We start from the raw sequence: 26505 nt of genomic DNA, 5'->3' as shown, positions 1-26505 counted from the left end.
CTACACCCCGCTTACTAAGCGGCCAAGAGTGCTGTCTGCATCTTCCTCCGCGAGGAAAGCCTCGCATGCCATGGTCAAGTTGATCTTAGCCATTTCCATGTAGCCGCGCTGCATGGACTCCCGGATGGAACGTTTCCTCCGTTCGCTCAAGTACAGCTTCATGGCCTGCCTAATCAATTCACTCCGGTTGGAATTCTCCAATTGAACAATTCCGTCCACTTCCTGCAAGAGATGATCGGGCAAGCTGATCATGATTCTTTTGGTGTTCTGCAAATTAGCCACCTTCTCTTCCACCCCCACAAACCTTCTGCCCTTGTGTTCCAGTGTTACAATATACAAGGAATTTTATACAAGGAATATATGCCGCCAGTATATCAAGTATGCTGCATCCCATTATAAACTAGAAATGGTGGTTCGTATAGGCTTTTAGTCACATCTCCTAATACGATACAATTCCTTCTATTTTCTCCCTTGTATAACATCACTGTCAAGAACTTTCAGTTTGTGAGCAGAGCATTTACTAATTTAGGAAGTGTGCCTTCACTTATATAAACGCGGGGCACCCGATGAGCCAACATGCAGATAACCTCGTAGTGAATAGTTCCAAGCTGGAGAGCCAACTCGTCTGCCGTGATCATCACGTCAGCTTGACGGCCGATGAGAACAACTTCTTCGCCTGCTTTAATTTGTTCCGCTTCTGCAGCGAAAGATTTGAGTGATACCATACACTGATCCATGCAGATTGTTCCGACGACAGGAACGCGGCGTCCACGTATTAGCACCTCCGCTTTGCCAGTTAGCATGCGGGAATATCCATCTGCGTACCCCACAGGTAGCGTTGCAATAATCTCCTCGCTCTCTGTGATGTACCTAGTGCCGTAACTGACGCCCCAATCGGCAGGCAGGCTTTTGACATATACAACCTGCGTCTTCAGCGTCAATACCGGACGTAGTTCTACCAGTTGACGGTTCACCTCTGTGGAGGGATAAAATCCGTACAAGCTGATGCCTACACGCACCATGTTGCTGGATAAATAAGGTGAATCAATGGCCGTAGCGCTATTGCCCGTATGTATGATCGGGATCTGAATGTTCTGCTCCCGCAGCGTTTCCGCCACGCTCATGAACCGTCGATGCTGTTCCAGTGTATAGCTTTTGTCTTGTTCGTCTGCCTTGGCAAAATGGGTAAACATACCCTCCAGCTCCGCCTGCGCAACAGACTGCACTTCAGAGATAAATGCAGGTGCGTCAGCTGGTAAAAGACCCAGTCGTCCCATCCCGCTATCAATCTTGATATGCACCTTCAGCCGATGTTCCGGATCTATAGGAAGCTGTCTTATAGCCTCCAGTACCTCCGGTGTGAACAGTGTTACAGTTACATGGTTCTCCCAGGCAACGGCTATTCCTTCTGGGGAAGTGTAGCCAAGCACCAGTATAGGAATCAGTATTCCCGCCTGACGCAGCTCCAATGCTTCATCCAAAAAAGCCACACTAACATAATCTGCTCCGAGTCTTTCCAGCTCCCGTGTCACTTCCACTGCTCCATGGCCGTACGCATTTCCTTTGACGCATCCCATAAACTTTGTCTCTGCCGGCAAGTAGCGGCGAAAGGCTTCGTAATTGGCACGCAAATCATCCAGATTAATTTCGGCTACTGTCGGTCGATAGCTTGCTTGCACTTCAAGTCACCTTCTTACGTTGTAGTAAAACGTCATTGCTGCATTGCATTAATCATTGTCTTAGTACCAATGGTAATGCTACAGAAGGTGGCTGTCAATGTGTGCTGGAGCCCCGGCAAATAAAGAAAAGCGGATACTACGTTGTAGAGGAAAGAATCCCACAAAACGCAGTATCCGCCTACTTTTTATTATTTACCCGATTGTGCCTCCATAGAAGCGGCAATTTGCATCATTTCATTAGCAGGAAGATTGGCACTTGTAATTCGGTACTCTACTCCCTCAGACATCCAAGTCAATGTCTGCTGCTCATCCCCACTCAGAACTCCCCATGTAAAACCAAGGTCTTTCAGGGTTCCAGGCGCCAGTGCTACCGCACGATCCAGTGGACGGGATTCCATAATAGTGTACTGATAAATCCCATCATATCGGATGAGAACAGCATGGTCTTTGTTCCCCTCCAATTTATGGGAGTCCTTAAACTCTACACCAGCTGGAATATAATCAGGTTCAATGATCCCAAAGTCTCCAAGCTCTGCAGCCACTGGTTGCTCAGCCGGTTCTTGGCCTTCAGGAGCTGTAATTGGATTACCATTCTCATCAACCTCAGCTACTGTGCTCTCTGCGGACTTACCCGAGGCCATGTTCTTTTCCATATCAAAAGAATCCTTGGTGAAATCCGTATCGAATTTGAAGGTGTCAAACTTCACGTTTACAACTACCTTCGCTTCAGAATCCGAGACTTGAACCTGTTTAGGTTCATAAGTCTTTTTATCAAGCCAAATCTTTTGTCGTACAAGGGCATTGCTTTGATAATTCGCGGCTACCTCGAACACATAGTTATCTCCATCTTCCACAAATTGGCGATTATTATCCGAAACTATGCCACGAACCAACGTCTGATACAGATAGACCTGCCCTTGATCATCCGGCCAATCGCTTTGGAAGCGGAAGCTCTTATTCATACTTGGTGTGAGTACGAATACTCCCTCATCATTACGAAGTACGATCTGCGTAATATCCTTCTGAACATTTGCCAAGCTGATCCGGTAGTAGGAAGGATTCTTGTACCATACCTCTACCTTATACTCCTGCGGCTGTTCCCCGGTATACAGGGTCATTGTGCCAGAACCTTGGTACGTTCCCTGCTTACTTTCCAACTTGTCAGCCACATTGTTCAAATCCTTGACTACGGAAGCGGCATCCTTCTTCCCGCACCCCGTCATCACCAGGGCCACGCTCATAATGATCGCGAGTACCCATGTTATCCGGCGCATGACATCATCCCCTTAACCTGTTTTGAATGCATTGATTAGTACATGTCTATGAGGGACTTGGCCGCAATATGCAGACGGGCATGACAAGCGTGCAGCATTGATTTATTTTATGAGCTCCAACAAGCCAAAAAGCCCGCGCACAGCGCTGGCTCTATACTTCATCAGAAGTTGCAATATCATATGTAGGGTGTTTTAACCATTCTCTTCAATTCTCGTTATCACTATGTACTGCTTTATTGTACTGATTAATTAATTCATCTAATCTCATGGACTGTCTGATCACATTTGGATGCGAAAGCCCTCCATGTTGCCTCTCCATCAAATAAAGTTTGTTTCTAGCACCCTCTATTCTCTTTTGGATAATTTCCTGATCATTCATTAACACTACCTCCCTAATGAAATATTCTAGAGGTATATGTCAAATTCTTAATTTTACATTGAAGTGCATTACTAGAATTCAAAAAAAGCGATTCCAGATTTAATCAGGGAACTCTCTTGATTGATATCTTCTATGAAACTATCACTACTAAGCACTGTCAATAACAAAGCAATTTTTCTTTTCATTGATTCTAAGCAGATTCTGGTACTCTTTCTGCGTTTCTAAAGATGCAATATGCCGAAGCTGCTCAAACATTCCGACACACTTAATTATACATGATTCGTTATTAATCCTTACAGAAGTCTCCAAACTATCCATTATATATTTTATACTAAGCTCATATTTTCCTCTTCTTATATAATACAATGCTATTTCAGCCATAAAAAAAGTGTATCTGTCTTCGATAATTTGTCGATTATAACATTTAAGATTTCGCTGCTGATCTCTAAAATCTGATATTTCTGGCTCAAACCGCTGAAGAATATCATCCACATTAAAATCATAGTGGTTGGCTGCCTGAAGGATTTTGAACAGGCCTGGAAGAAATTCTTCTTTTCTATCTTCAATATAGGTCACATATTCCGGAAGCATTGCTGCATCACCTTTTAAAATTTTCAGCAAAAAAATATTAGCCTGCGCCCAACCCATACATTGATTCATGAGTTGCAAAGCTTCCTCCGTATCCTCACGAATCCAGCTCATGTCCATGTAAAGGTTGATATAATGCAATGCTCTATCATAATCTCCAAGCTCTCTGTAAACTACTGAACGTAACACATAAGAATATAAAATATATGAAAATAAGGGCATTGCAGGTTCCTTTTGTACCCCGTTTTTTCTGGCTCGCTCATTATTATAATTATATTGAATGGATGCTTTTTTGCCCAATTCCTTAGTCATTACCATTACCTTATCCCAATGCCTCAAAGCGCTATATGTATTCGCCAGAACCTTCAGTGCGTCAAGCTGATCAACTTCATCAAGCCGATTTACAAAGCCCTCAAACTGCACCGCTGCCCGCAAATTCACATCCTGATCGCCCCCTAGAGCAATCGTAAACAATCTGTATTGGCAAAAAGCCAGCCGCTCTGAATGCTGATACTTCTCACTCTCCGCCACACTCCGGTATAACAACGCTGCAGCTTCATATTTCCCTTGTGCAAAGAAATCTTCTGCTGTATCAAACAACGGGTGTGTATAAGATAGGCTGTCCATCATGATTCCAATCACCCGGCTTATACATTCCAGCTTATCTAGTTCAGCACAGCGATATAGAAAAGGTCGAAGACGTCTCCAATTGGGATTGGAATGTATAAAACACTCCTCCACATACATATCGTAAAAGCAGCCTTCCTCTAATCCCATACCTTTTGTAATCCGATCTAATTGCTGCATGGCTATAGGACGATTCCCATTCATAATGTTGCTAATCGTGCCTGAATTTACTTTAGATACCTCTGCGAATTGATTAATTGTTATTCCATTCTTCTTGAGGTAGTCCGCCAGTTCTGCACGAATGGTCATCTGCTTCATGATCAAAGCCACCTTTCGCCATCATGATTCATATATAGATCAATAGTATTTAAATAATAATATGTCTAATTATTCCAGTGGTCAAATACTTTTTTTGACTCAATTGATTATACATTTATTCAATTAGTGATGTATAAAATACAAATTAGCCGAATGTAAAAAAACACCAGAACACAAGGTGTATTAGACCTTTTCTGGTGGCTTTTCTAATGCTACTTCTATCCATCGTTATTCAATACATGCATTTAAATTCAACTAAGAACTAGGTTTAATCATCATGTCCAGCTTATTTATATAAGGGCCGAGCGCTTCAATTAACTTCTCTTGGTTTTGTATCTCCTCTTTCGAAAGCCGATCCATATGAACACTTCCATCTGCATCAAATACCTTGGCATCATAGCTTTGCAACTCATTTATTAATTGTTCGATCTCCGCAAACTCTTCTTTAGTAAGCCTCTGTTCTGCTTTTTCCAGCAAGCCATCCCAGAAAGTATCACGATCAACGACAGCCGACTTTGCCTTAGGGATTTCCGTTTCATTCATTTTCTCAAAATAAGGTTTAAGCTCAACCTGTAAATCGTTATATGCCTTTTGATCCTTCGCACTTAACTGTTCCAGGTGAAAGACTCCTTCAGCATCGGCCATTTGCAGATTGTAAGCTCCCAATTCCTCTAGTAATGACATCAATTTTGTGAATTCCTCTTCGTTAAAACTTTGCTTCGCGCTCTGCAGTTTGGCTTCAAGCCTGTCATATTGTTGCTGGGTTACTCCAATCGTAGCAGCAGTTGCTTGTGAGCCATACAGGGTATCCGCCAAATAATTATATCCGGCATATGCTCCAGTAGGAATTAATAATGCAGCCGCCAAAATGCTTGCTACAAGCCATTTTTTCATTCGTCTTCCCCCTAACCTAGTCTCGGTCTGATTTAGTATTTGCTCCTTCAGTTCCGGTGGGGCACTTAGATTTCTCGCCTCTTCCTGCAGAACTGTCCGTAACTCTTCATTGAAATTCATGCAGGTCCTCCACCTTTCCCTTAAAAAGAGTATGATTTTCTGGCTTCTGACGAAGCTTATGCAGTGCAGCATGAATACGGGATTTCACCGTACCCAGAGGGATACCCAGTATCGCGGCACTTTCTTCCTGTGAATATTCATTTAAATAGTGCAGAATAATCACCTGCTTCAGCTTAAATGGAAGACGATCAACACTTGCTAGTAGACGGCGGTTAGCTAACCTGTCCACAACATCACTAGTGAAATCAGGTTCCATCCTTAGATCAGTCTGCTCTACTTTTTTGACCATTCGGAGATGCGTCCATCTCTTTCTTCGATAGGCATGAATTTGCCGCATAACCAGCCCCATAAGCCAAGGCCTAAAAGGACGATTGACGTCAAATTGCTCAAGCGACCGGTGCATCTGAATATAAATCTCCTGAACAACATCATCCACATCGGAGGTTTCGCGAACGAGAAAATGAACGGTCTGATACACATCCCGAATCGTTGCTTCATATAGTTCACTGTACGCTTCACGGCTGCCGGCTAGCGTAAGCGCAATGAGCTGAGAATATTCATTTGGATGTTTCATCCCTCTCAATCCCTCCTTCGGTCTTACACTATGTATTGGTAAATAGAAAATAAATCGTTCGATTTATTTTAAAAAACAACCAGGCAGCGATTTTCCGGTTATTGGAGAATCGCTGCCTGGTGTTTTTACTCTGCAGCGGCTTATTGGAGTAGATGAAGTCGGCGGAGGCTGATCTTCAGCTTTGCTTGAGCAGATTATGGGCGGTGGAAGCTGGTCTTCAGCTTTGCTTGAGCAGATTATGCGCAGGTGGAAGCTGGTCTTCAACTTTTCACACCCGCTTTGGCCGGACCCTGCCGAAATCTATGGGATAACTGCATTCTGTACACTTATTCCGTATGCAAAAGGGTTTACTCTGATTTTAAGTGTATTCTATACAACTAAAAAGCAGAGAAATCTCCTATAGTGGTGTAAATCGTGAAAATAAGTGTACGAAATACAATTATATCCATCGAAGCGTTGTTTCGCAGAAATATAGTTGTACGAAGTACAGCTATATTCTCCCAATCGTTGTTTGCATGTGCCCTCAATAAAACGAAAAAGGGGAGATCCATATGGATCATCCCCTTACCCGTATATACTCGAATAGTAACCGCCTATCTTTCTAAAAAATCAGTCAGCGGATAGACTCAGCAACTTTGATCAAATCATTCTTGTCCAAGCTAGCAGATGTTACACCGTATAACACTCCATTGGCTTCCCAGTCCAACCCTTTTCCATTAACCAATACAGCATCAACTCCGTTAATCTTCATTTTTTCGATGGTGCCATCCGTCGACATCTCATAAGCCGTTTCGGAATCCGCGTGCCGCTGCTCCATCGAGATGATCTCATCGGTAGCTTCATTAACAAAATATAAATTAATATATTTGCTATGGATCACATCACCATTGCTATCCTTATAAAACTCTGCACGATCAAAGGTATAACCCTCTGGTAAATACGCCGGTAAGCCCACATCAAAAATCGTATATTCGTTTAGCTTGCTAGAATCCCTCTCGATCAGCAATTCCGCTTTCTCTTGATCCCTCTCAGATTGCTTAACCAGTCTGCCGTCTTCAACTCCGACGATTTTTTCCCCGTCAGCATTGTAGATATCACCTGCCTTTTGAGCAGCATCGAGGGTCACAAGCGCATTTCCTTTACTATCAAAAATCTTCCCCTTAAAGTCATCCGGAATCACGTTGGAATCCGCAGAAAATTCTACTTCATGGGCTACAATATGGCCTAAGTTTATCGTTTGCAATACTTTCATTAACAGCTCCTGCGCAAATGACGGCTGCACAAAAGTTACACTTAATACGCTAACCACTAGCAAAGTTGCCAGCATAACAGCAGGACGTCTTAATCTATGTTTTGTATGCAATCCTTTCTCCTCCTTTTGGCCGGCATACTTTCTCCGTGCCTTATTCAGAATGGCTGTTTTGTCAGAGCCCTCGCTGAAATCTTTATGGGCCAGAACCCTGCCTAGCTCCAGCAGCTCCTTGTACTCCCCAGCACCCTTTAAATCATTTGCCGCTCCATATATACTTTCATCTAAATCTGCTGAGAACTTCTGCTGTATGTCTTTACTGTTCATAGCTGCTCCACGCTCCCTATTTCAGTCTTCAGCTTTTTCATAGTCCGGTAGAGTATCACACCGATATTGCTCTCCGATATTCCCGTAACCTGGGCAATCTCTCTATTTCTCAGATTAGCACCAAATTTTAGAGCCACAATATTCCGCTCCTTTGAGCTCAATGTATTCAAGGCTTCGTTAAGCCTTCCACTACGTTCTCCCTGGAGGATCAAGTTTTCCGGATCTTTCCTGCTAGAAACCAGTTCCTTGACGGCATCCAGCGAAAAGAAAATTTTCCTTTTAAAACTCCGGTAATGATCATTGACCACGTTTCTGGCAATGGCGAATAACCATACCTCTAAAGGAGCTTTTTCCTGAGAATAGGTCGATAGTTTCGCCAACGTTTTCTCAAAAACGAGGCTTGTCAGATCCTCAGCCGTATGGAGAGAACTAACCCGGTAAGCGATGTAGTTAAATATTCTTTTATAGTAGGTTTCAAAAATCGTTGTGAACAAAACATCTATGTCAGCATTTTCCTGTATATTCTCTTTTACAAAAGGATGAAGCAATGCGCGCTCATGCATCAATCGAACTCTCCTTTCCCACCACATTTTCACTTAGCTAAGTAAATTCATCAGTTAATACGATACATTTCCAATTTCATTACAAGATATAAAAAAAGAAGAGTTCCAGCGCTAATTTCAGTCTTTCTAACCAAGCTACAGTAACCCGGCAACTTGACAAGCTTATTATAGCTTCTATATATTTTAGTAATTAAAGTAAATTGGAGCGAGGCAATGTTATGAGCATAAAGGAAGAGAAACAAAATGCTATCCATAAGGTCATGGAATCTATGGCAAATGTGCAGCAGAAATCCCAGTTTTTCATTGATATGATCACTAAAAAGGAAACCCTGACTCACAATCAGATCATGCTGCTGTTTCAACTCCGGCTTACCGGAAGCTTGAACATTACTGACATCTCTGAACGCTTCGTGGTTACACCCGGAGCCGCTTCTTCTATGTGCGATAAGCTTGAGGAAGCTGGACTTATTGAACGGGTGCGGACTAAAGAAGACCGCAGAGTTGTCAATATTGTCCTTACAGAACAAGGTGATCAGCGTATCCATACAATATTTGAAGCATTTCCTACCCCTGATCTGAATAAAATCTCCGGAACTTTAGAACAAATAAATAAATTGATGGAACAAATGATGCACTAACAGCCTTCATTTTGCTCCTTATCAGCTATACTATTTTCTATAAACACTGTCTGTCAGGAAACTGACGGCAGTGTTTATTTAGCTTTAACTCCCAAATTATTATATTGACTATATATTATAATAAATATATATTTTAATCATTAAAATATATTTCAAAGGACGGTACTGTAAATGTCCAATAATAACAATACTTATGAACGTACTGACATGATCGATCCACCCTTGAAGGTAAGAGGTTCGCAGTTTGTTCGAGAGAATATTAATGCGGTCACGGTTGATGTGTTTGGCCACTTAAGTACCAAAGGGAGCGTCTCGACTTCTAAACTCAAAGTATCTGGTGACTGTACAATTGGGGGCAATTGTAAGGCCAATCAGGTAAACAATCTAGGGAGTCTGCGCGTTCAAAATATCCAAGCAGATAATCTCCGCTCTTCTGGATACATGTCCGTAGCAGAAAATGCTGCAGCGGGGACTTTTTATGCTGAAGGTGCTGTGAAGATAAACAGACTAACTGCAGATTCATCGATTGAGATCCGTTTAGGCAATAGAAGCACTGTCGAGGTTATGAGAGCTGACGGTAACATTATCGTTAAACCCTCTTCCAAGTTGATTAATGCGCTGATGCACCCTTTTCGAAAACTTACCTGCACAACAATTGAAGGAACTAACATAACGTTATACCGGACGACAGCTGACCTTGTGTGCGGTGAAGAAATCATCATCGGACCGGGTTGTACCATTGGGGAAATCCGCTATAGCAAAAGTCTTACGGTGGATCTTAAGTCGCAAGTTGACCGAACTGTATTTTTAAACCCATAAAGGAGAGTTTACATGGAAAAAAGCACTCATTTGTCAGGAGCCACTGTGCTCAAAAACATCGCCAAAGGAGCCACCATCTTATTCTGTGTACCGATCCTTAGTGTCTGGGCCGCGGGGAGTGTTGTCTGTGCAATCATTGCACCTATCGGTGGTGTACTAGGTATTGTTGGCATCCAAGGAATAGGACTAAATGCCTTTCCAGATTATGATTTACCGAACATTCTCAGCCTTCCAATCGGTCTCTGCCTCTCCTTACTTTTGTTCATTTCTTTCTATTACACTCGTCGTTTATTGCGTGGATGCCTGCATTTTATTAAAAACTAGCGAACTGTAACAAGCTTGTATTCTCTTTGTTAATAGAAAGTGACCTACAACGCGCTGTTTTATTCTATACTTAAGGGGACTGGACTTTATCCTGGAGGTAATTATGAATAAAATCATCGCTATCGGAGCTATCACGCTCTTTTTGGCCGGATGCGGAGCATCGGCAACCATAGATATGGATACAACAATGGCTATTAACCAAACACAAGCTACTTCAGCACCACTGAAACTAATCGTCGACGGCGAAGCCGTTCTTCCTACTCTCTCCCCTTTTTTCCTAGATGATAAGGTCTATGTACCTGCAAAAGTATTAATGGAATACTACACCTCAGAACAAAAATGGGATAATAACTTAAAGACCTTAACCATCTCTGACGGAAGCAGCAGTTATGTTCTGACGCCGGACAATGAGTATATGCAAGCTGACGGATATCAAACCTCGCTTGAAGGACCAGCTATTCTACGAAACGGTATTTTATATATTCCAGCCGATTCCTTAAACTCTCTGTCTGGTGCCACTGCGCAGCTGAATGCAGCTGGAACTGAAGTATTAATAACATCAGGGGATGTTAGTACTACCGTCAGAACACCCAGCGAACCTCTTGCTATTGCTACAGAAAATGACCAAGTGAAGCTGTATGCTGCCCTTAAAGATGGCGGTACCTACGAAGGATTTGTTGTAGAGGTGAACGGTAACAAGCATACATTTGATTGGGAAGCACCCAGACTCCTAAGTTACCCTCCTGAGATTCATTATGCCGACGTCGATCAGGATGGGCAGGAAGAAATCGTTGTCATTCTGTGGCTCGGAACAGGTACGGGCATGTCCATGCAAGAGCTTCACGTGATTAAGCCTAACCAGTGGGAAGAAGTCACTGTCCCTTCTGCAGATAAAGCTGCCTCCGCATTGGTTACGTCAAAAATTTCTAATGAAAAAGGAGACGCCCTGATTCAAATTCAAGTTAAAGGCTCAACTCCATCCATGGTGACTTTGCGATATCCAGATCGTGCTGAGGATGGCAATCTAGGCGAACAAGCCGGCATTGGTGCTGTTACTCACTACATAGTGGAAGAGGGCAAGCTGAAGGCGGAAACAAATGTTTATATTGGATTTCTGGAGAGTATTGGCACACTAACTTTTGCCTACAAACCGGGAAAAGATGGAATGGAACCCGACTCTATTCGCTTTGAGGTTCATGAGGAATTAGCTTCTTACGTGGAGGGCGAACAGTTATGATTGATGCCCATATACATTTAGAGCAATATGAACCTGAAGTTGCCGAACAGATACTGAGTGAACTGCCTGAAATGGGAGTTAAAGCCCTTATCGCTGTCTCTATGAACTTGGACTCTTGTATACGCACCCAAAGACTTGCAGCCATAAATCCCGGCGTGGTCCGTCCAGCTTATGGCTTTCATCCAGAGCAACCCTTGCCGCAGGATGCTGAGCTGGCTGCTCTAATGAAATGGATCGAGAGTCAATCTAGTGAGGATTATATTGCTGTGGGGGAAATCGGGCTACCTTACTATTCGCGTGCTGAAGCCTTAGAACGTGGCGAAACCTTTGATATGGAGCCCTATATTGAGCTGCTGGATCAGTTGCTTGGGTTAGCTTCCCGTCTCAATAAACCTGTGGTGCTGCATGCTGTCTATGAAGATGCGCTTATTGCTTGTGATCTCCTGGAGAAACATAACATACAGCATGCCCACTTCCACTGGTTCAAAGGTCCGGAAGAAGCCATTGCCCGCATGATGAAGAACGGCTACTATATCTCCTTCACCCCGGATATCCTGTATGAGCCGGAGATACAGGCGCTTGCCCGCCGTTATCCCCCAGAGCTAGTCATGGCTGAAACCGATGGTCCTTGGCCGTTCGAAGGACCTTTTGCAGGGAAAGTCACCCATCCGTCTATGATTCGTGAAGTCGCCGCTGCTTGGGGAGCGCTCCATGGTTACACTCCCGGTGAAGCGGAAGAGTTATTGACTGCGAATACTAAGCGATTTTATAGCTTGTAGATGCTCTATAGCTTGTTGATAGGTCTATTCTAGGAGTAGAGGAAAGTCAGGGCCTTAGCTAGCCTAGCCTAACGCCAGACCAACATTATGAATAAACACAACTTAGCTTGTGAATCCGTATTTTTCATAGTGGAAGTACTGGTCACAAGCCGACCTTACTTAATCCAGATCCCCTTACCAATTTTCGTTTGATTCGGTAATATTTTCGCGTACATATTTTTGCGTATGCATTTACGTGTACGTAGTTTACGTGTACTTATACATGCACGTATTTACACAAGCGTATTTACACGTACTTATACCTGTACGCATTTACACAAACGTATTTACACGTACTTATACCTGCACGTATTTTCACGAACGTATTTACACGTACTTATACCTGTACGCATTTACACAAACGTATTTACACGTACTTATACCTGTACGCATTTATGCGTGCTTATTTACCTGTACATAGTTACGTGTACGTAGTTTACGCGTACTTATTTATCTGTAGTATTTACGTGCACGTAGTTTACGCGCTTATTTACGTGTATCTATTTATCTGTACGCAATTACACGTGCATATTTACGCGTGTGAAGCCGCTATCGGACACCGCTGACCTTATATGCAGCAATTCCCCACTTTTGGGATGAGAACGGACCCCAGAGTCGCTATTGGTATAAAAAATACCCAATAAGGTGTTCTTTTTAAGGTATAACGACGCTGGAGTCCGAAACCATGCTCCAAAGGCTAATAATCTGTGAATAATGTCATCTGGGTCCGTAAGTCTCAGGTTGATGATGCTCGGGCCGCTTGTTGGCAGCCCCCAATAATCATAACCGCTCCACACCCACTAACGTTCCGCCTGCGAACTCCATTTTATAAATATCTGGCTTTGTGGTTTGAAGTAAAAAATTCAGATCATATTTGGCATCAAAATAGTTCATCATAAGCGTCATGACTGCCCCGTGAGTTCCAATAGCAACCTTTTGACCGCTGTGATTACTCAGAATTTCTGCCAGTACACTAACTGAACGCTTCTGACACGCATGAATGGATTCCCCACCAACTGGGACAAAATCCGGATCTTCAAACATTTTTGCCAGTAATGGATACAGTTCCTGATCAGTCATAATCGTACTTCCGTCCGAGAAATGGATCTCCCGCAGGTCTTCAACACTTTGAATCTCTGCTCCTAACTCCTGCGCCAATCCAGAAATCGTATGTATAGCCCGAAGGTATGGACTTGAATAGAAGACTTGAATTCCTTCCAGACGTAATTTTTCCGTTATCTTGCGGGCATCTGCCTCCCCCTTCGCGGTTAGTCCGCGAGTCCTTTCAGTTCCTCCGGGCAGTTTGGGCGACTCACCGTGCCTCACCATATAAATAAAAGTAGCCATCCTTTCCCTCCTTTACCTCTACAAATTCTAATGTTCTAACCAATCTCCTCTACACACTAAAAAAGCCCTTACGGACGAGAAACTGTCCTATCGGGCTAGGTAATATTGTAACTTATAACGTTTCGTGCAGCAGTTGCTTTAGATCACAAAGTAATAACTTATTGAGAGGTCACTTATTAAGGAGATACTTATTGAGAAGTCACTTATTGAGAAGTCACATATTAAGGAGACTATGACTAAGGAGACTATTAATTGCACTATATACAACTATTAAGCGGTAAAAGAGGCCTCCTGAGCAAATAAGTGTACTCCGTGCAACTAAAAATCATCTTTCCTAGACTAAAAGGGAGAAAATCAAATAATAACTGCACAAAGTACAACTAAATCCCAGTTCGATCGCTGAAAGGGAATTTAACTGCACATTCTGCAACTAAATGCTAGAAAGTCATGCAAGATTGTCTCTCCCACTCAAACTTTCTAGTCCCGCAAGCGATCGGCTAGGAAGTCACGCTAGCTAGACTAGCGTGCTACCTCCTAGCCCCCCTCCATCACCTCAACCGTCCTAGCCTTCTCCGCAGAGCTATCGCTCTTCTCTTTCTGCGTAGGCCACAGCACGCGCCCGAAGACGATGCCCAGCACACCAATCAGAGCGATTACGATGCCAAAATTCAAAAAGATACGGCTAGGCCCAGCAACCTGCACCATCACTCCGCCAAGGAGTGGCGCGCCGATCATAACACCGCTAAGAATGGTACTCTGAATACCGAACACACGCCCTGTCATGTGCGGGGGTGTTTCTTTTTGCAGACAATAATTGAAGGTGATCATAAACATTCCATTCCCGAGACCCAATAAAAATCCTAGCAGCAATACAGTAAGGATGGAGACTCCCGGCTGAAGCAGGCCCAGCCCTCCGACCGATATACCAATAAGCGCGTAACCCGTACCCAGCTTCCAGCCGTAGCCTGTTCCCCTGTTCAATTTGTTCAGGACCATGATCATGAATACAGCCCCCACGCCTGTTGCCGCAACAAGCCAGCCCAGCATAGATTCCTCAGAAGGTGCAATAATTCTGAATAGACTAGTGAACTGGAAATCGATCATCTGAATGGCCAACGCACCAACTAAACCAAACAGCATGCTGTTTAGAAGCAGTCTGCTGCGCAGCATAAAGCTCCAGCCTTCCTTCCACATCGTGCGTAGAGCAACACGCTCCTCTTGATCACCTTTACCTTCTGAGCTGACTTGTCCTGCCTCACTGTTTTTAACGGTAAGTAAGAGCAAATAAGAGCAGCCTCTGAGACAAGCATTGATCAATATACACCACTGAGGCGTAAGAACAGACAACGCGAAGCCGCCCAGTAAAGGTCCTGCGATTTTCGAGCCTTGATTTACAAGCCCATTAAGCGAGGTAGCTTGGAGCAGCTGGTCTTCTCTAACCATACTACGGGTCATCGACTGCTGAGCAGGCACGTTTAACGTAGAAATGGCAGCACGCAACATCAATAACGGGAGCAACCACACCATACTGGGAGCAAATAATACGAATACGGTTAACAATGCCGTAAGCAGATCACACATTCGCATCAGCTTCAGCTTGTTCAGTCGGTCAGCCACTACCCCTGCGAACGAGCCCAGCAAAATCCCCGGCAAAGCTATGGAGACCGGAATCAAAGCCAGCATTAGCGGGCTGGCCTGCCAGCGGTACCCTACGAGTACCTGAATCGCCAAGGCATCGAACCAATCCCCAAAGGTCGCTGTCGCAAATGCGCTGTACACACGCATATACACCTTGTTCTTAAGCAGGCTCGTGCCTGCTTGTGTTGAAGCATTCATTAAACATTCCTCCAAATTACAATTAAGAACTTATTAGCATGACCTTAATGTAATGGAGAATTGTCAGAGAATTATCAGGGGGCGGTCAGGGGGCGGTCACAAGGTTCGTAAGCACGGTATCCAAGGATTGTTCTAACCGATGGAACCCCCGCTCTTCCTTCTCTCGTTCAAATAAATTCACATATTTGCGATACAAAGCTGGCTTGGGTGGAAATTGGTTACAATAGTGAACAATTCGGTATAATGCATATATCCGCATCGGCACGAACCCTGACATCTCAAGCACCTGAAGTGCCTCATCCAACAGTTGCTCGGCTTCACGCCAAGACTGGCGCCGCAGAAACCACAAGCCCCTTGCAACTTTATAACTGCCGATCTCACGCAAATAAGGTTTCTCCAGCAAAAGCGCTTCAATGTCTGTTGCCATCCGTTCTATTACGTGATCTTCTGTTCCCATCCACAAGTGTGCAAGCATTTCTGAGGTCGCCGTAATAGGAATGAAACTCTCATACCCCGGCTCTTTAATCACTTCATATGTTAGCTTTAGTCGTTCCAATGCTTTTTCCGGTTGCCCAGCCAGTATGTACAAATCCAGAATATTAAGGATCTCCACTTCTCGATGCTGAGGCGGCAAAAGAATCTTTTTCTCAAGGACTAACTCGCAGAACTCTAGTTTTTTCATAGGATCACCCAATAGAACATAACAGATTAATAAGGAATAAAACCGTTCCTCTATCCCCACCTCGGTTGTGTTCAGCAGCCAATCCAAATCTCCCTGTACAAAATGAATATAGATCGAATAAAACGGATCCATCGCATACCCCAAAACATCCTGTTGGCGTGCGAGGATTAACATCGAGCGACCTTGGCCATATAGGTGATATTTCTTGAATACTTCCCGCATCGTCTTTTGCATCTCTAAGTCATATGTAGTCGGATTGGCCATAGCAGCTGAGGGCTCCTGCATAGTCAGACTATAACCAAATCCCCGAACAGTCTTAATATCTAAGTCTTGAAGCTTGCCTAGCTTTTTACGAAGCCGATAAATATGATCATCTACCGTTCGCTCTACCGGATATTCAAGCGGCCATACTTTATCTAACAGTTGTTCTCGACTGAATGTACGCCCTCTATTTTTGTACAAGAACTGAAAAAGCGTAAATTCTTTTGGGAATAATTCTATCGTTATCCCTTCTGCGGTCACTTTATATTCACTTTCATTTAATTCCAGCTGCATGATAGAACCTCACTTTCCCCGAACCCGCTCATTGGTTTCATTATAACAGTCCGTCCAAGGCCTACTCCACCTCAAAAAAGAACATACAAAAAGAGCAACCCACAGATTCCTCTGCATGATTGCTCTCTCCTCTTCTAACCCATGCCACTTACCCAGCCATATTGTTAAAAGAATCCTGTTCACTAAATACGGATATGTGATCTACTGTACCGGTCGAGCTTGGAATAATAAATTTCAGCTGGTATTGGTCATTGGCTTGATAGGTGTAAATCTTATCCTCTCCGTTCACTTTGGTATCGTCAGGCTTACCGAGTGTTGCCTCAATTTGCTTCAGCGTCAGCTTTTGCAGCGCGGAATCACTTGAACGAACATCGAAGATTAAACTTCCTTTATTAAATCCAAACACGACATGTTTGTCAGTATAGGTTGCATAAATACCTTTTCCCGCTGACTCTTGTTGATCAGGTTTGCCCCAATCCGCTTCGACCTCATCAATGAGTCCGGTATGAGCGGCATATTTCACACCGGGTACCTTCCCCTTTTTGGCAAGCTCGAGTAACTCTTTAAGCTGTTTGTCGCTATTTTGTGAATTTGAGCTGGTTGAATCTTTATCAGTCTCCGTAGGGGAGGAAGTCGCTGCTGGTGCAGTTTCTGGTGCAGTTTCTGGTGCAGTTGCTGCTGGGGTGCTTGCTGGGCTCACTTCCGGCTCAGAGGTTGCTGTTACAGCCGTTTCTGTTGGCGCCGTTGCCTGGGATTCTGAATTCCCCGCCTCATTGTTCGAACTGCATCCAGCAAGCCCAATCATTCCTGTGAGCAGGATTGAGCAAGCAATTAATTTTATCTGTACTGACATGATGTCATCTCCTTAGTAGATTACCTTAAAGTCGTCTTGCAAAAAAATGAAACTGAACATACAGACGAGGTGAAAATCAAATAGTTGCAGGATAGCGGCAATTCTTCTGGCTAACCCTCTTTTACCCATATCTACAAATATAAATTCTCACACACTCTATTTTTCTACATAAAACCCTTTTTTCCGACACCTAACTCAAGTAAGTTTCTCTTTTAAAATCTCCACATAACTCCATCTAACTATAAACTCGTGAACTCATAAACGCATGAACCATATAACCTTAGACGTCATTCCCTGCCTCGAAGGTTTCATTGCAGAACGTACAATAGAAAGGAGATCATCCTGCTTAAAAAGCAATCCATTGCATTCTGTGCAATAGATTCCAACAGTAAACCCATATCCGGCGTTCCTGCGTCCTTCTGAGTACACGAACTGTAATCGCGACATTTGTTGAAGAATTTTCCATTCAAACGCAACCTTAATCCTCCAAGCCGCATCTTATTAGTAAAGGGAGGGGAGCTGCATCTGAATATTATAGAGAGAATTGTGGCAAAAGATGAGTCAGCTCTCCGCCTGTTAATGGACGAATATGGAGATATGCTGCTGCGAACCGCTTCTTTACTGCTTAAAGATAGACAAAGTGCCGAAGAAGCGGTACAAGATACTTTTATTCAAGCTTATACCAAAATGAGTCAGTTACAGGAGCCGGACCGGCTGAAGGCATGGCTGATACGGATAGTGGTCAATCGCTGTCGCATGAGGCAACGGACTTGGAGCTGGCGTAATATTTTCCCGGCGGGAGGGTCAGAGCTGCAAACCAACGGGGATGCTGACTTCACAGCCGGAGCAGAAGAGCTTTTTATGGTGGAATGGCATAATGTCAGGCTCACCGAGTCCCTGAAAAATCTCGATTATCTATACCGGGAATGTCTGACTTTATATTACTTTCATGAAATGAATATCCGGGAAATTTCCGAGCAATTAAATACATCTGAAAATACGATCAAATCCAGACTCGCCAGAGGCCGGACGCTCTTAAAAAAGATTTTGGTGAAGGAGGGACATTTCTTATGAATACAGAACGCGATACGGTCAAAAAGCAGCTGGATGAAGAATTAAAGAACCTCCAGTTCACTGGACACGACCGGGTCATTAAGCAGACTCACCCTCCAACCTTTGGAGCCCGTTTATTGGCGCTGTGGAATAAAGAAATTGAGATCCCTGTCAAACCTATAGGTGCGATCGGTGCCATAATTCTAATCGTTTCGCTGACCCTGCATCAGCCAGAGATTAAACAGCAGCCACAACAAAATACCCCGCAGCGTGTAAACCGAGAACTAATCGAAGCTGGAGGCAATACGTATTGGAAGGATATCTACGAGCAGGCGGTGAAAAAACATGAGAATTAAGATAAAAATCAAACATCTGGTGTTATTCGTGTTGCTCCCTGCCTCCCTGCTTATTCTTCTGTTTAACTTCTTACCTTCACAGAGGCAGATAGATCAGAGCACAGCTATTCAATCTAACATAGCTAGAACTGATCTTCTGCAAAAGCTGGCATCCACAACCGGGAGTAAACGTATGGAGCTAATCCGCACAAACATCCTTGATAAGGATCACAGCTATGATCCCTACAGATATGACGTTAATGTCAGTCCTTCGATGAGCCAGTGGAGTAATGATGAAACCCAGCGTTCCGGTTTATTACCGGAGGACATAGTACCTTTACTTGAGGAATATATCCTTGAGGGGCCTTCGGATAATACACGTATATTTGCGGCTAAGCAGTTAGCTTATGAATATGATGCTCTTGGCCGAAAGGAAGATGGAGATCAAGCGCTAATCACCGCAGCGAAACAGTTAAACAGCAGCTCCTCTGTAGCTAAACAGCTGGAGCTCCTTCGAGCGGAGCGAGCCCTAAATAGTGGCGATATAACAACCGCTGAAACAATTCTTGAACAAACCCCCTTTCCATCCGAGTCTCAGGAAGAGCTAAACGCACAAAAGGCATGGCTTACCGGGCGTTTACTCTTTACAAAAGGCGAAGCGCAGGAAGCACTTACCGTAGTAAACGATGGCTTGGAGAGCTACAAAAAATTCTGGCAGGATATTCATAAACAAATGAACGCTGCCACCAGCAGTTCGAACGAAGGCTCCAGAGACAATACAGGATCAGCAGCAGCACCAGAAGCTGGGACTTCGGATACTGAAAGACAGCTGGAATCGCTTCGAACCGCAATTCAGTCTGCTATAGATATGGGAAATACTTCAACTGCTGTCGTCTCCGGTACCCTTACAAGAAGCGATGGCACCCCAGTTCCGCGGGCTGGTATTTTTCTCCGCGCTGAAAGCGAAGTTAACCATAGCATCACTTCTGCTGAACCCTATCGAATCGTCACAGATGCTGAAGGAAGTTTCGAATTTCACGGTGTGATTCCGGGCTTTTATCAGTTACAGCTTGGACTTGGCTATGATCAGATCGACGGCTGGACTTGGCCTGTACAATATGACGATTGGATTGAAGTTAAACCAGATGACAGGTTGAATGAGAGCATAGTTCTACAGCCTCTGCTTGAGTTGCAGTCTCCCATTAATCAGGAAACCCTAACAGGCAAGACCATAGATTTCCGCTGGAAAGCTGTTGAAGGTGCAGCTTACTATCGTTTAAGCGGTGGGGGGGAGGGTGCCGTGATGAGCGTACAAATTCGGGATCGTATTGTAGATAATCATATCTCCATTCCTGTAGAAGAACTTTACGATGGCGGCGGTTTTTCCTTTGGCAGCAGTGGAGATGGCTGGGAATCTATTGATCCCATCTCCCTTCTCGGATTTATGAATCCCGAAGTGCGCTTTTCTTGGAATATTGAAGCCTTAGATGCAGATGGACACCTGATTACCCGCAGTAATGGCTACAGATTGAACGAAGACACCGTCGGCAATCTGCCGTTCTTTTATCTCAAGGAAAGAGAGCTTACTGCGGCTGACCAACTCTTACTGGATAAGAAACCGGATCAGGCACTAGAAATGTACCAAAAAAATATTGCCGATGACCCACAGGATGTTCATGCCCTGCACATGCTAGTAAAGTTGATGCTGGCAAAATCATCCCTCACAAAGGATACAACATTAGAAGATAAGGCGATTCCTTTACTCGAAAAGCTAATACAACTACAGCCTTCAACTAATTACGCCTTCACATTATCGCAGTACTATTTTGACCATGCGGACTGGAAGTCGTATAACGAATATTATTCCTACTACAACGAACTAAACCGATCCAATACTAACGGTTATGTACTTTCTATTAACGCCACAGCACTCATGCAACAAGGGAAGCTGGAAGAAGCTCGTAAACAATTCGCGATCGCCCTAAAGTATGATGATAGCCATCGTTTTATTGGCAGCTTTTTGGCGGCAGAATTATACGCTGGTGAATCACTCTCTTCGGTAATGACACTTGCTGAGCGTTATCCTGAACTCAGCTTTGGTCATAGTGGGTATCGCTGGCCACGAATGATTAAACAACTGTTAGCGGAACAAAAGAATCAACCTAAAGTCTTTGACCAAGAGTTAAAAGAGAAGCTTGAATGGTACGTGAACGGTCAGACGGATGTGCTGAAGCAATGGATTGCAAGTGCCAAACCCTCTGCTCTGAAGACCTTTATGCAGGAGGTTTTAGAGGTACGCTAATTCATTAAAATAAACAAAAATCCGGTCCCGCTCGACAAATTCGAGCATGGACCGGATTTTTAATTACGCGTAGTCTTTTATTTAGATTTAGCTTCCATCATATAATTCTGGAAATCCGTGATACTTGGGTTAGACATATAGTGGCCACCCTCTACTTCAATCGTTTGGCCTGTGATGAATTTGGATTCATCCGATGCCAGGAACAAAACCGTATTGCCGATATCATCAGCTTCACCGTGATAAGGAAGCGCGTTGAATTTTTGGAAAATATCCAATACCGCTGGCGGCATATTTCTTGCTGCCGCAGGTGTCAGGATCAGCCCTGGTGCCACCCCGTTACAACGGATTTTGTCTTTACCATATTGTGTAGCGATGTAACGAGTAAGGTTCACAACAGCTGCCTTAGAGGAGCCATAAGCAGTACGCAATGAATCCCCTGCGAATGCTGACATCGAAGCTGTGTTAATGATCGAGCCTCCGCCCGCTTTAATCATATGAGGAATAGCAAACCGGCTGCCTAACAGAACACTTTTGGTATTTACGTTCATCAGGCGATCCCACTCTTCCAAATCTATATTGACCACATCAAGGTCTTTTTGCAGATTAGTTAGACCTACATTATTAAACAATATTGTGATGGTGCCATACTGAGCAACTGTGAAGTCAACAGCTTCCTTGATCGAATCCGCTTGGGAGGCATCTAAGAAAAGACCTTCAGCTTCTCCGCCTTCATTTTTAATCTTAGATGCTGCTTCTTTGGCTGCTTCCACATTAAAATCGGCAATAACAACCTTTGCTCCTTCTCTAGCTAATAGAGTGGCAGCTGATAAGCCAATACCTGAAGCGCCTCCAGTTACTAATGCAACTTTACCTTGAACTCTTCCCATGTTCATACCCCTTTATAATGTTATTGTGCTTCTAAGATGACTTGGTTTATGTTTCAGAGCTATCAAAGCTCGTTAACAACTTCTCATAGATTTTCAAGAATTGCTGCAGTTCCTCCTCATTGAGCTTTTGGAACATTTCAGCTCTTAGCTCCTGTCCCTTAAGCTGTGCTTCCTTCAAAACGTCTTTTCCTTTGTCCGTGATAGATAGAAGTACATTCCGTCGATCATCTTCGTTATATTTTCGCTCGGCCATCTCCTGCTTAATTAGTCGATTAGCAATGTTAGTCATTGCTCCCGGCGTATATCCTAGTCTCTTAGCCAAAATAGTCTGCTTCAAGGGGCCTTTTTTATTCAATTCGCCCAAGACTAGAACTGGAGATATCCCAATATTGTGATCAAATGCGTTCATCCATCGGACAATAACTTCATTCGTAAATAATTCAACTGCATGTATTAGCTTAAAAATATCTGGATTTTCCAAGAGGTTCTCCTTTGGCATTCATGATGATCGGCTGCTTATAGAAGTATTTTAACACTAAAATATTTAATAGTAAAATATCTAATATTAAAAAAAAGAATGCTTGGTGAAAAGCATTCTTCAAATTGCGGATTTCTCAACAACATAAGTGCCAGCCAGCAAATCGTGAATCGCACGTTTACGGCGATGTAATCCAACCAACAAGTAATCCACCAGCATGATTGGACCCAGGACTTGAGTGAGGTCAAAAGCCAAATCCGACCATAAGGATAATTTGGCGGAAATAACGGTAAAGTCATAGCTGCTGACCGCAATTACCATTGAAAGAATCATACTAATCATTCGGAAAACATTTCGAATCAGAGCTTCCTTCACTGTAGGGTAATTCCCTTGCTCATTGACAATTTTTATTTTTAAAATCAGCTTCCCTGGAGTTCCGCCAAATCTAACGATCATAAAGATATCAAATGCGATAAACAAAATGTACTCCAGGATAATAGGTATCTCCGAGTGTAATGAAACAGCTAATGAATTGAGTATCCAGTATACGATAACCCCAGGTATTCCAATGACCAAGAAATCAAGAATGGAAGCCAGCACTCTTTTCCAAAAGCCTATAAAATTCTCCTGATCCAAATGCTCGGGTAGAATGTCATCCATGCAAGCACTCCTCTCTCTATCATTTACTTTGTCGCTCAATCCCTATTTAACAATCCCTTCCTCAGATGCTCTTGGATAATGGACTCCAGCTCTTTGTTATTTTTCACAATTACCCGTTTATCAGACAGAGTATCCGTTAACTCTATAATCCTATGTGCGGCCTCATGATCATATCCACGGTTCCATTCAAAAATCATCACATAGAGATTCTTAAATGACTGCTTGTAATTTGCTTGCTCTAAACCCAGTCTTGTTTTTATAAACCTTGTAAACACTCTCAAATCCCTGATCACTTTATTAGGATTCAAAATAACGATTAAGTCAGCAGCTTTAAAACTCTCTTGTCCCCATTTGTAATGTGCGCCTTCCAGAATCCATGAGGGTTTATCAAGGATTTCCTCCAACTGAGCATCCCTTGCTTCAACTGAAAAGCGCAAATTCTCGGCACTTCTGTCCCATACCAAGTTGTCAGTCTCGTAATACTCTACACCGTATTTTCTAGATAACTCCCGGGCGATATAGGATTTGCCGCTGCCGCAAGCTCCAATGATTCTAATCTTCATAAGCTCAGCCTAGCCCTATCGGCAGGATTATTAGTCCTATAGAAATTACGGTGATTATTCTTGTGGTGAGGAGCGTTAGCTTTTTATTTTTCTCTGATTTATACCAGCCCTTAAACTGAAAATGATTCCGGTACAGCATAAAAAATACAAATAAATTCCCGAGTCCCATACTCCAGTTATACACGGGCTGACCAAATATCAATTGATAGATCAATCTTTCTGCCCAACCCAAAACTAACAAAGTCAGCACAAGCAATATACACAAGCGAAGTAATTCCAATATAAAAGAGCCCAATTTCAGCAATTCTGCAACCATCCTCTCAAGGTTTCTTTATCGCTAAAAAAATCCACATTCCTCCAAATTATACACCTTACACCTTACGACTCCTACCTAAAAACACAACCTGCCCAAGATAAATTTATCCTGAGCAAGGTTGTGTTTTTTATCAGCTTAGGAGGATAAGGGTTTCCCCTCGCCCCTTAGTTCCTGTATTTGTCGCTGCAAATTAACGATTTCCGCCACTAGCGCTGCATTCTCCGCCTCAGAATCCACACTGCTACTCTGAATCAGCTGATTCAGACGCAGCTGCAGGAGGGCAAGGTCATCCTCCCGAGCCTGTTCTATACCAGTAAGCAGACGGGTTCTGTCTTTTGCGAAGTATTCAGCATACGTTCCTTGAAAAAACTTTGGTGCCTGAGACGGCTCTAATATCACCAAGCGATTAGCCACTTTAGAGTGAAGATAACGGTCATGCGAGACCATTACTAACCCGCCGGGATACACCATAAGTGCCTCTTCTACTCGTTCCCTAGTATCAATGTCCAGATAATTAGTGGGTTCATCTAAGACCAATAGATTTGCTTTTCCAAAATACAACTTGAGGAAAGCCACACGGCATTTCTCCCCCAGACTCAAATCCCCAATCCGTTTAAATACATCGTCCCGCGTAAATAAAAAGCAACCCAGAATCGTCCGCGCCTCCGTCTGGGTCATTCCCGGCAGTTCAAGCAAGCTATCCAGAATCGTAGAGTTCATTTCTAAGTTATCTAGCTCTTGTGCAAAATAACCGATTGTCGTCCGTGGATGCAGCCGCACTTCACCTTTTGTAGGCTTATTGATCCCTGCAATCAATTTCAACAGCGTAGACTTTCCAACACCATTAGGACCCAGAATAGACAGTCGGTCTCCCCGGTTTAGCGACAAACTGAAATCCCTAAGAAAAGGCGCACTCCCCTCATAGGCAAACTCTATCTCACGGAGTGTCAGTAAAGAATCTGCCAGAAACTCTTCGCTTTCCAGCTTCATCTTCAGCTTGCCAGTCTCACGGGGCAATTCTACACGGTTCTTATTTAACCGTTCCAGTGCAGCTTCCTTGGCATGGAAACGAGACACATTTTTCTTGGATTTCGAACGCAGAAAATCATTTTGTCCGGCAGCACGATGCGCTTGCTGGAACCATTCTGCATACCGCCTAATGCTCTCCAGCAGCTTCTCCTTTTCTTGCTCCTGCTTTTTATACTGTCCCTCCAATGTTCTCAGCTCTATAGTCTTCTGCTCCCGGTATTGTGTATATCCACCCGAATAACGCCGGCATCCCTCCGGACTAAGCTCCAGCACAGACGTCGCAGTTCGATCAATAAATGTACGATCATGTGATACATAAAACACGGTTCCAGGGTAGGTGCACACCCAATGCTCCAACCACTCCATCGTTTCTCCATCTATGTGATTGGTCGGTTCATCCAGAATCAATAGCTTGGGCTGCCGGGCTAATAATGCTGCTAATTGCACCCGTGTCTTTTGCCCTCCACTAAGTGAGGCGTATGGCAAATCCCAGACTGCATGTTCAAGCTTGAGCTGCTTTAGACTTTTTTCCGCTTTGACCTCCCAGCCATATCCATCAAGCTGCAAGTAACGATCGTACACCTCTGCATATTCAGCCAATTCAGCTTCGTTATCAGCTTTCTGCTCCTGCAGTCTCTGACTGAGGGCTTCCAGCTGGCGTTTTAATTCAGGCAGCTGTGCTGACCCTGAAAGAACGTAGTCCAATGCGGTTACTTCCCCCGGTACCTCAAGCTGTTGATCGAGCACACCCCATTCTTCAGATGGCAAACCATGATAGATACTTCCCTCTTCAAAAGTAAGCCGACCGATCAGCCCCTTAAGCAGTGTGGTTTTGCCAATCCCGTTTCGTCCGAATAAAAGCACGCGCTCTCCCTCTGCTATCTCAAAGGATACCTCCTTAAATAAAGGGATCCCATTCCATTCCTTACGTAAACTCTTCACTTTAATTATAGTCATCTTTCATTCCTCCGATTTCATTGCAAATAAAAAACCGCAGCCAACGGTCTGCGGTCGAATAGCGTATGAAGGGGGAATGTGCCCAGACATGGATAGACTACGGCCGTATTCACCTGCTGGATGCAGAGTAAACCAACACAATAGATAGAACTATCCATATAAAAACATCGTAAGACCCCCGACCGACACACGTATCCCTGACCGTTATCACCCTGCGCGGGTGC

At 43.8% G+C, this 26505-nt stretch carries 28 protein-coding genes; 9 read left to right on the top strand and 19 right to left on the bottom strand.

Annotation, left to right across the window (positions count from 1 at the left end):
- From MHI25_RS05890 to MHI25_RS05860, 7 genes are all read right to left on the bottom strand, one after another.
- Positions 1-282 carry a CopG family ribbon-helix-helix protein gene (locus tag MHI25_RS05890; RefSeq protein WP_025698676.1) on the bottom strand — a complete coding sequence of 94 codons (282 nt, stop codon included), beginning with the start codon at positions 280-282 and terminating at the stop codon, positions 1-3.
- A 215-nt stretch (positions 283-497) separates the two neighbouring features.
- Positions 498-1679: an alanine racemase gene (alr, locus tag MHI25_RS05885; RefSeq protein WP_036686775.1), complete on the bottom strand. Its 1182-nt coding sequence runs from the start codon at positions 1677-1679 to the stop codon at positions 498-500.
- Between the two features lie 188 nt (positions 1680-1867).
- Entirely contained in the window at positions 1868-2953 is a 1086-nt protein-coding gene (locus tag MHI25_RS05880; RefSeq protein ID WP_076129533.1) for an outer membrane lipoprotein carrier protein LolA, read from the bottom strand.
- 205 nt (positions 2954-3158) lie between these two features.
- Complete coding sequence (locus MHI25_RS05875) at positions 3159-3332, bottom strand: aspartyl-phosphate phosphatase Spo0E family protein (RefSeq protein ID WP_076129534.1); 174 nt, start codon at positions 3330-3332, stop codon at positions 3159-3161.
- A gap of 147 nt (positions 3333-3479) precedes the next feature.
- Positions 3480-4865, bottom strand: a complete 1386-nt coding sequence (locus tag MHI25_RS05870; RefSeq protein ID WP_340395109.1) for a helix-turn-helix transcriptional regulator — start codon at positions 4863-4865, stop codon at positions 3480-3482.
- Between the two features lie 255 nt (positions 4866-5120).
- Positions 5121-5879: a DUF3600 domain-containing protein gene (locus tag MHI25_RS05865; protein WP_076129536.1), complete on the bottom strand. Its 759-nt coding sequence runs from the start codon at positions 5877-5879 to the stop codon at positions 5121-5123.
- Positions 5866-6453, bottom strand: a complete 588-nt coding sequence (locus tag MHI25_RS05860; protein ID WP_076303361.1) for a sigma-70 family RNA polymerase sigma factor — start codon at positions 6451-6453, stop codon at positions 5866-5868. The genes MHI25_RS05865 and MHI25_RS05860 overlap by 14 nt, the downstream gene beginning before the upstream one ends.
- A 181-nt stretch (positions 6454-6634) precedes the next feature.
- On the opposite strand from MHI25_RS05860, the gene MHI25_RS05855 reads away from it, so the two are divergent.
- Positions 6635-6856, top strand: a complete 222-nt coding sequence (locus tag MHI25_RS05855; RefSeq protein WP_340395108.1) for a hypothetical protein — start codon at positions 6635-6637, stop codon at positions 6854-6856.
- Between the two features lie 210 nt (positions 6857-7066).
- Here the strand turns inward: MHI25_RS05855 and MHI25_RS05850 are convergent, their stop codons facing one another.
- Together MHI25_RS05850 and MHI25_RS05845 are read right to left on the bottom strand one after the other, a co-directional pair.
- On the bottom strand, positions 7067-8029 hold the full coding sequence (locus MHI25_RS05850) for a DUF4367 domain-containing protein (protein WP_340395107.1): 963 nt from the start codon (positions 8027-8029) through the stop codon (positions 7067-7069).
- Positions 8026-8592 (bottom strand): sigma-70 family RNA polymerase sigma factor, encoded by a 567-nt coding sequence (locus tag MHI25_RS05845; RefSeq protein WP_076129539.1) that lies wholly within the window; start codon positions 8590-8592, stop codon positions 8026-8028. Before MHI25_RS05845 ends, MHI25_RS05850 begins: the two co-directional genes overlap by 4 nt.
- A 218-nt stretch (positions 8593-8810) precedes the next feature.
- On the opposite strand from MHI25_RS05845, the gene MHI25_RS05840 reads away from it, so the two are divergent.
- The 5 genes from MHI25_RS05840 (at position 8811) to MHI25_RS05820 (ending at position 12389) form a co-directional block, all read left to right on the top strand.
- The gene (locus MHI25_RS05840) at positions 8811-9230 is read left to right on the top strand and encodes a MarR family transcriptional regulator (RefSeq protein ID WP_076219269.1); all 420 of its coding nucleotides are present in this window, start codon (positions 8811-8813) and stop codon (positions 9228-9230) included.
- A 171-nt stretch (positions 9231-9401) separates the two neighbouring features.
- Positions 9402-10049 carry a hypothetical protein gene (locus tag MHI25_RS05835; protein ID WP_076280189.1) on the top strand — a complete coding sequence of 216 codons (648 nt, stop codon included), beginning with the start codon at positions 9402-9404 and terminating at the stop codon, positions 10047-10049.
- A gap of 12 nt (positions 10050-10061) precedes the next feature.
- Complete coding sequence (locus MHI25_RS05830; protein ID WP_076219267.1) at positions 10062-10373, top strand: hypothetical protein; 312 nt, start codon at positions 10062-10064, stop codon at positions 10371-10373.
- A 103-nt stretch (positions 10374-10476) separates the two neighbouring features.
- Complete coding sequence (locus MHI25_RS05825; RefSeq protein ID WP_076280188.1) at positions 10477-11610, top strand: copper amine oxidase N-terminal domain-containing protein; 1134 nt, start codon at positions 10477-10479, stop codon at positions 11608-11610.
- A complete protein-coding gene (locus MHI25_RS05820; protein ID WP_076280187.1) occupies positions 11607-12389 on the top strand; it encodes a TatD family hydrolase in 783 nt (260 codons plus the stop codon). The genes MHI25_RS05825 and MHI25_RS05820 overlap by 4 nt, the downstream gene beginning before the upstream one ends.
- Before the next feature lie 819 nt (positions 12390-13208).
- Here MHI25_RS05820 and MHI25_RS05815 read toward each other — a convergent pair.
- From MHI25_RS05815 to MHI25_RS05800, 4 genes are all read right to left on the bottom strand, one after another.
- On the bottom strand, positions 13209-13775 hold the full coding sequence (locus MHI25_RS05815) for a histidine phosphatase family protein (protein WP_076221148.1): 567 nt from the start codon (positions 13773-13775) through the stop codon (positions 13209-13211).
- Between the two features lie 534 nt (positions 13776-14309).
- Complete coding sequence (locus tag MHI25_RS05810) at positions 14310-15611, bottom strand: MFS transporter (protein WP_076280186.1); 1302 nt, start codon at positions 15609-15611, stop codon at positions 14310-14312.
- A gap of 85 nt (positions 15612-15696) precedes the next feature.
- Positions 15697-16848 (bottom strand): winged helix-turn-helix domain-containing protein, encoded by a 1152-nt coding sequence (locus MHI25_RS05805; protein WP_340395106.1) that lies wholly within the window; start codon positions 16846-16848, stop codon positions 15697-15699.
- Between the two features lie 148 nt (positions 16849-16996).
- On the bottom strand, positions 16997-17701 hold the full coding sequence (locus MHI25_RS05800; protein WP_340395105.1) for a DUF4309 domain-containing protein: 705 nt from the start codon (positions 17699-17701) through the stop codon (positions 16997-16999).
- Between the two features lie 447 nt (positions 17702-18148).
- Here MHI25_RS05800 and MHI25_RS05795 point away from each other — a divergent pair, with 447 nt between their 5' ends.
- The 3 genes from MHI25_RS05795 to MHI25_RS05785 are packed head-to-tail and all read left to right on the top strand — an operon-like array spanning position 18149 to position 21391.
- Positions 18149-18775 carry a sigma-70 family RNA polymerase sigma factor gene (locus MHI25_RS05795; protein ID WP_340395104.1) on the top strand — a complete coding sequence of 209 codons (627 nt, stop codon included), beginning with the start codon at positions 18149-18151 and terminating at the stop codon, positions 18773-18775.
- Positions 18772-19110, top strand: coding sequence for a hypothetical protein (locus MHI25_RS05790; RefSeq protein WP_076307400.1), 339 nt, complete (start codon positions 18772-18774; stop codon positions 19108-19110). The genes MHI25_RS05795 and MHI25_RS05790 overlap by 4 nt, the downstream gene beginning before the upstream one ends.
- Positions 19100-21391, top strand: a complete 2292-nt coding sequence (locus tag MHI25_RS05785) for a carboxypeptidase-like regulatory domain-containing protein (protein WP_340395103.1) — start codon at positions 19100-19102, stop codon at positions 21389-21391. The genes MHI25_RS05790 and MHI25_RS05785 overlap by 11 nt, the downstream gene beginning before the upstream one ends.
- Positions 21392-21468: 77 nt before the next feature.
- On the opposite strand, the gene MHI25_RS05780 is transcribed toward MHI25_RS05785, so the two are convergent.
- The 6 genes from MHI25_RS05780 to MHI25_RS05755 form a co-directional block, all read right to left on the bottom strand.
- Positions 21469-22278: an SDR family oxidoreductase gene (locus MHI25_RS05780; RefSeq protein WP_076129551.1), complete on the bottom strand. Its 810-nt coding sequence runs from the start codon at positions 22276-22278 to the stop codon at positions 21469-21471.
- Positions 22279-22324: 46 nt separating this feature from the next.
- Positions 22325-22759 carry a MarR family transcriptional regulator gene (locus tag MHI25_RS05775; protein ID WP_076129552.1) on the bottom strand — a complete coding sequence of 145 codons (435 nt, stop codon included), beginning with the start codon at positions 22757-22759 and terminating at the stop codon, positions 22325-22327.
- 117 nt (positions 22760-22876) lie between these two features.
- Positions 22877-23416: an RDD family protein gene (locus tag MHI25_RS05770; protein WP_076129553.1), complete on the bottom strand. Its 540-nt coding sequence runs from the start codon at positions 23414-23416 to the stop codon at positions 22877-22879.
- A 35-nt stretch (positions 23417-23451) separates the two neighbouring features.
- Positions 23452-23979: a hypothetical protein gene (locus MHI25_RS05765; RefSeq protein ID WP_076129554.1), complete on the bottom strand. Its 528-nt coding sequence runs from the start codon at positions 23977-23979 to the stop codon at positions 23452-23454.
- 4 nt (positions 23980-23983) lie between these two features.
- Positions 23984-24283 (bottom strand): hypothetical protein, encoded by a 300-nt coding sequence (locus MHI25_RS05760; protein ID WP_081386495.1) that lies wholly within the window; start codon positions 24281-24283, stop codon positions 23984-23986.
- Between the two features lie 147 nt (positions 24284-24430).
- On the bottom strand, positions 24431-26281 hold the full coding sequence (locus MHI25_RS05755) for an ABC-F family ATP-binding cassette domain-containing protein (RefSeq protein ID WP_076307397.1): 1851 nt from the start codon (positions 26279-26281) through the stop codon (positions 24431-24433).
- Positions 26282-26505: the final 224 nt, after the last annotated feature.

The sequence above is a fragment of the Paenibacillus sp. FSL E2-0177 genome (genome assembly GCF_037992975.1).
Classification (GTDB): Bacteria; Bacillota; Bacilli; order Paenibacillales; family Paenibacillaceae; genus Paenibacillus_AQ; species Paenibacillus_AQ odorifer.
Note: the sequence above shows the minus strand (reverse complement) of the source record. Positions and strands in the feature narration are given on the sequence as shown.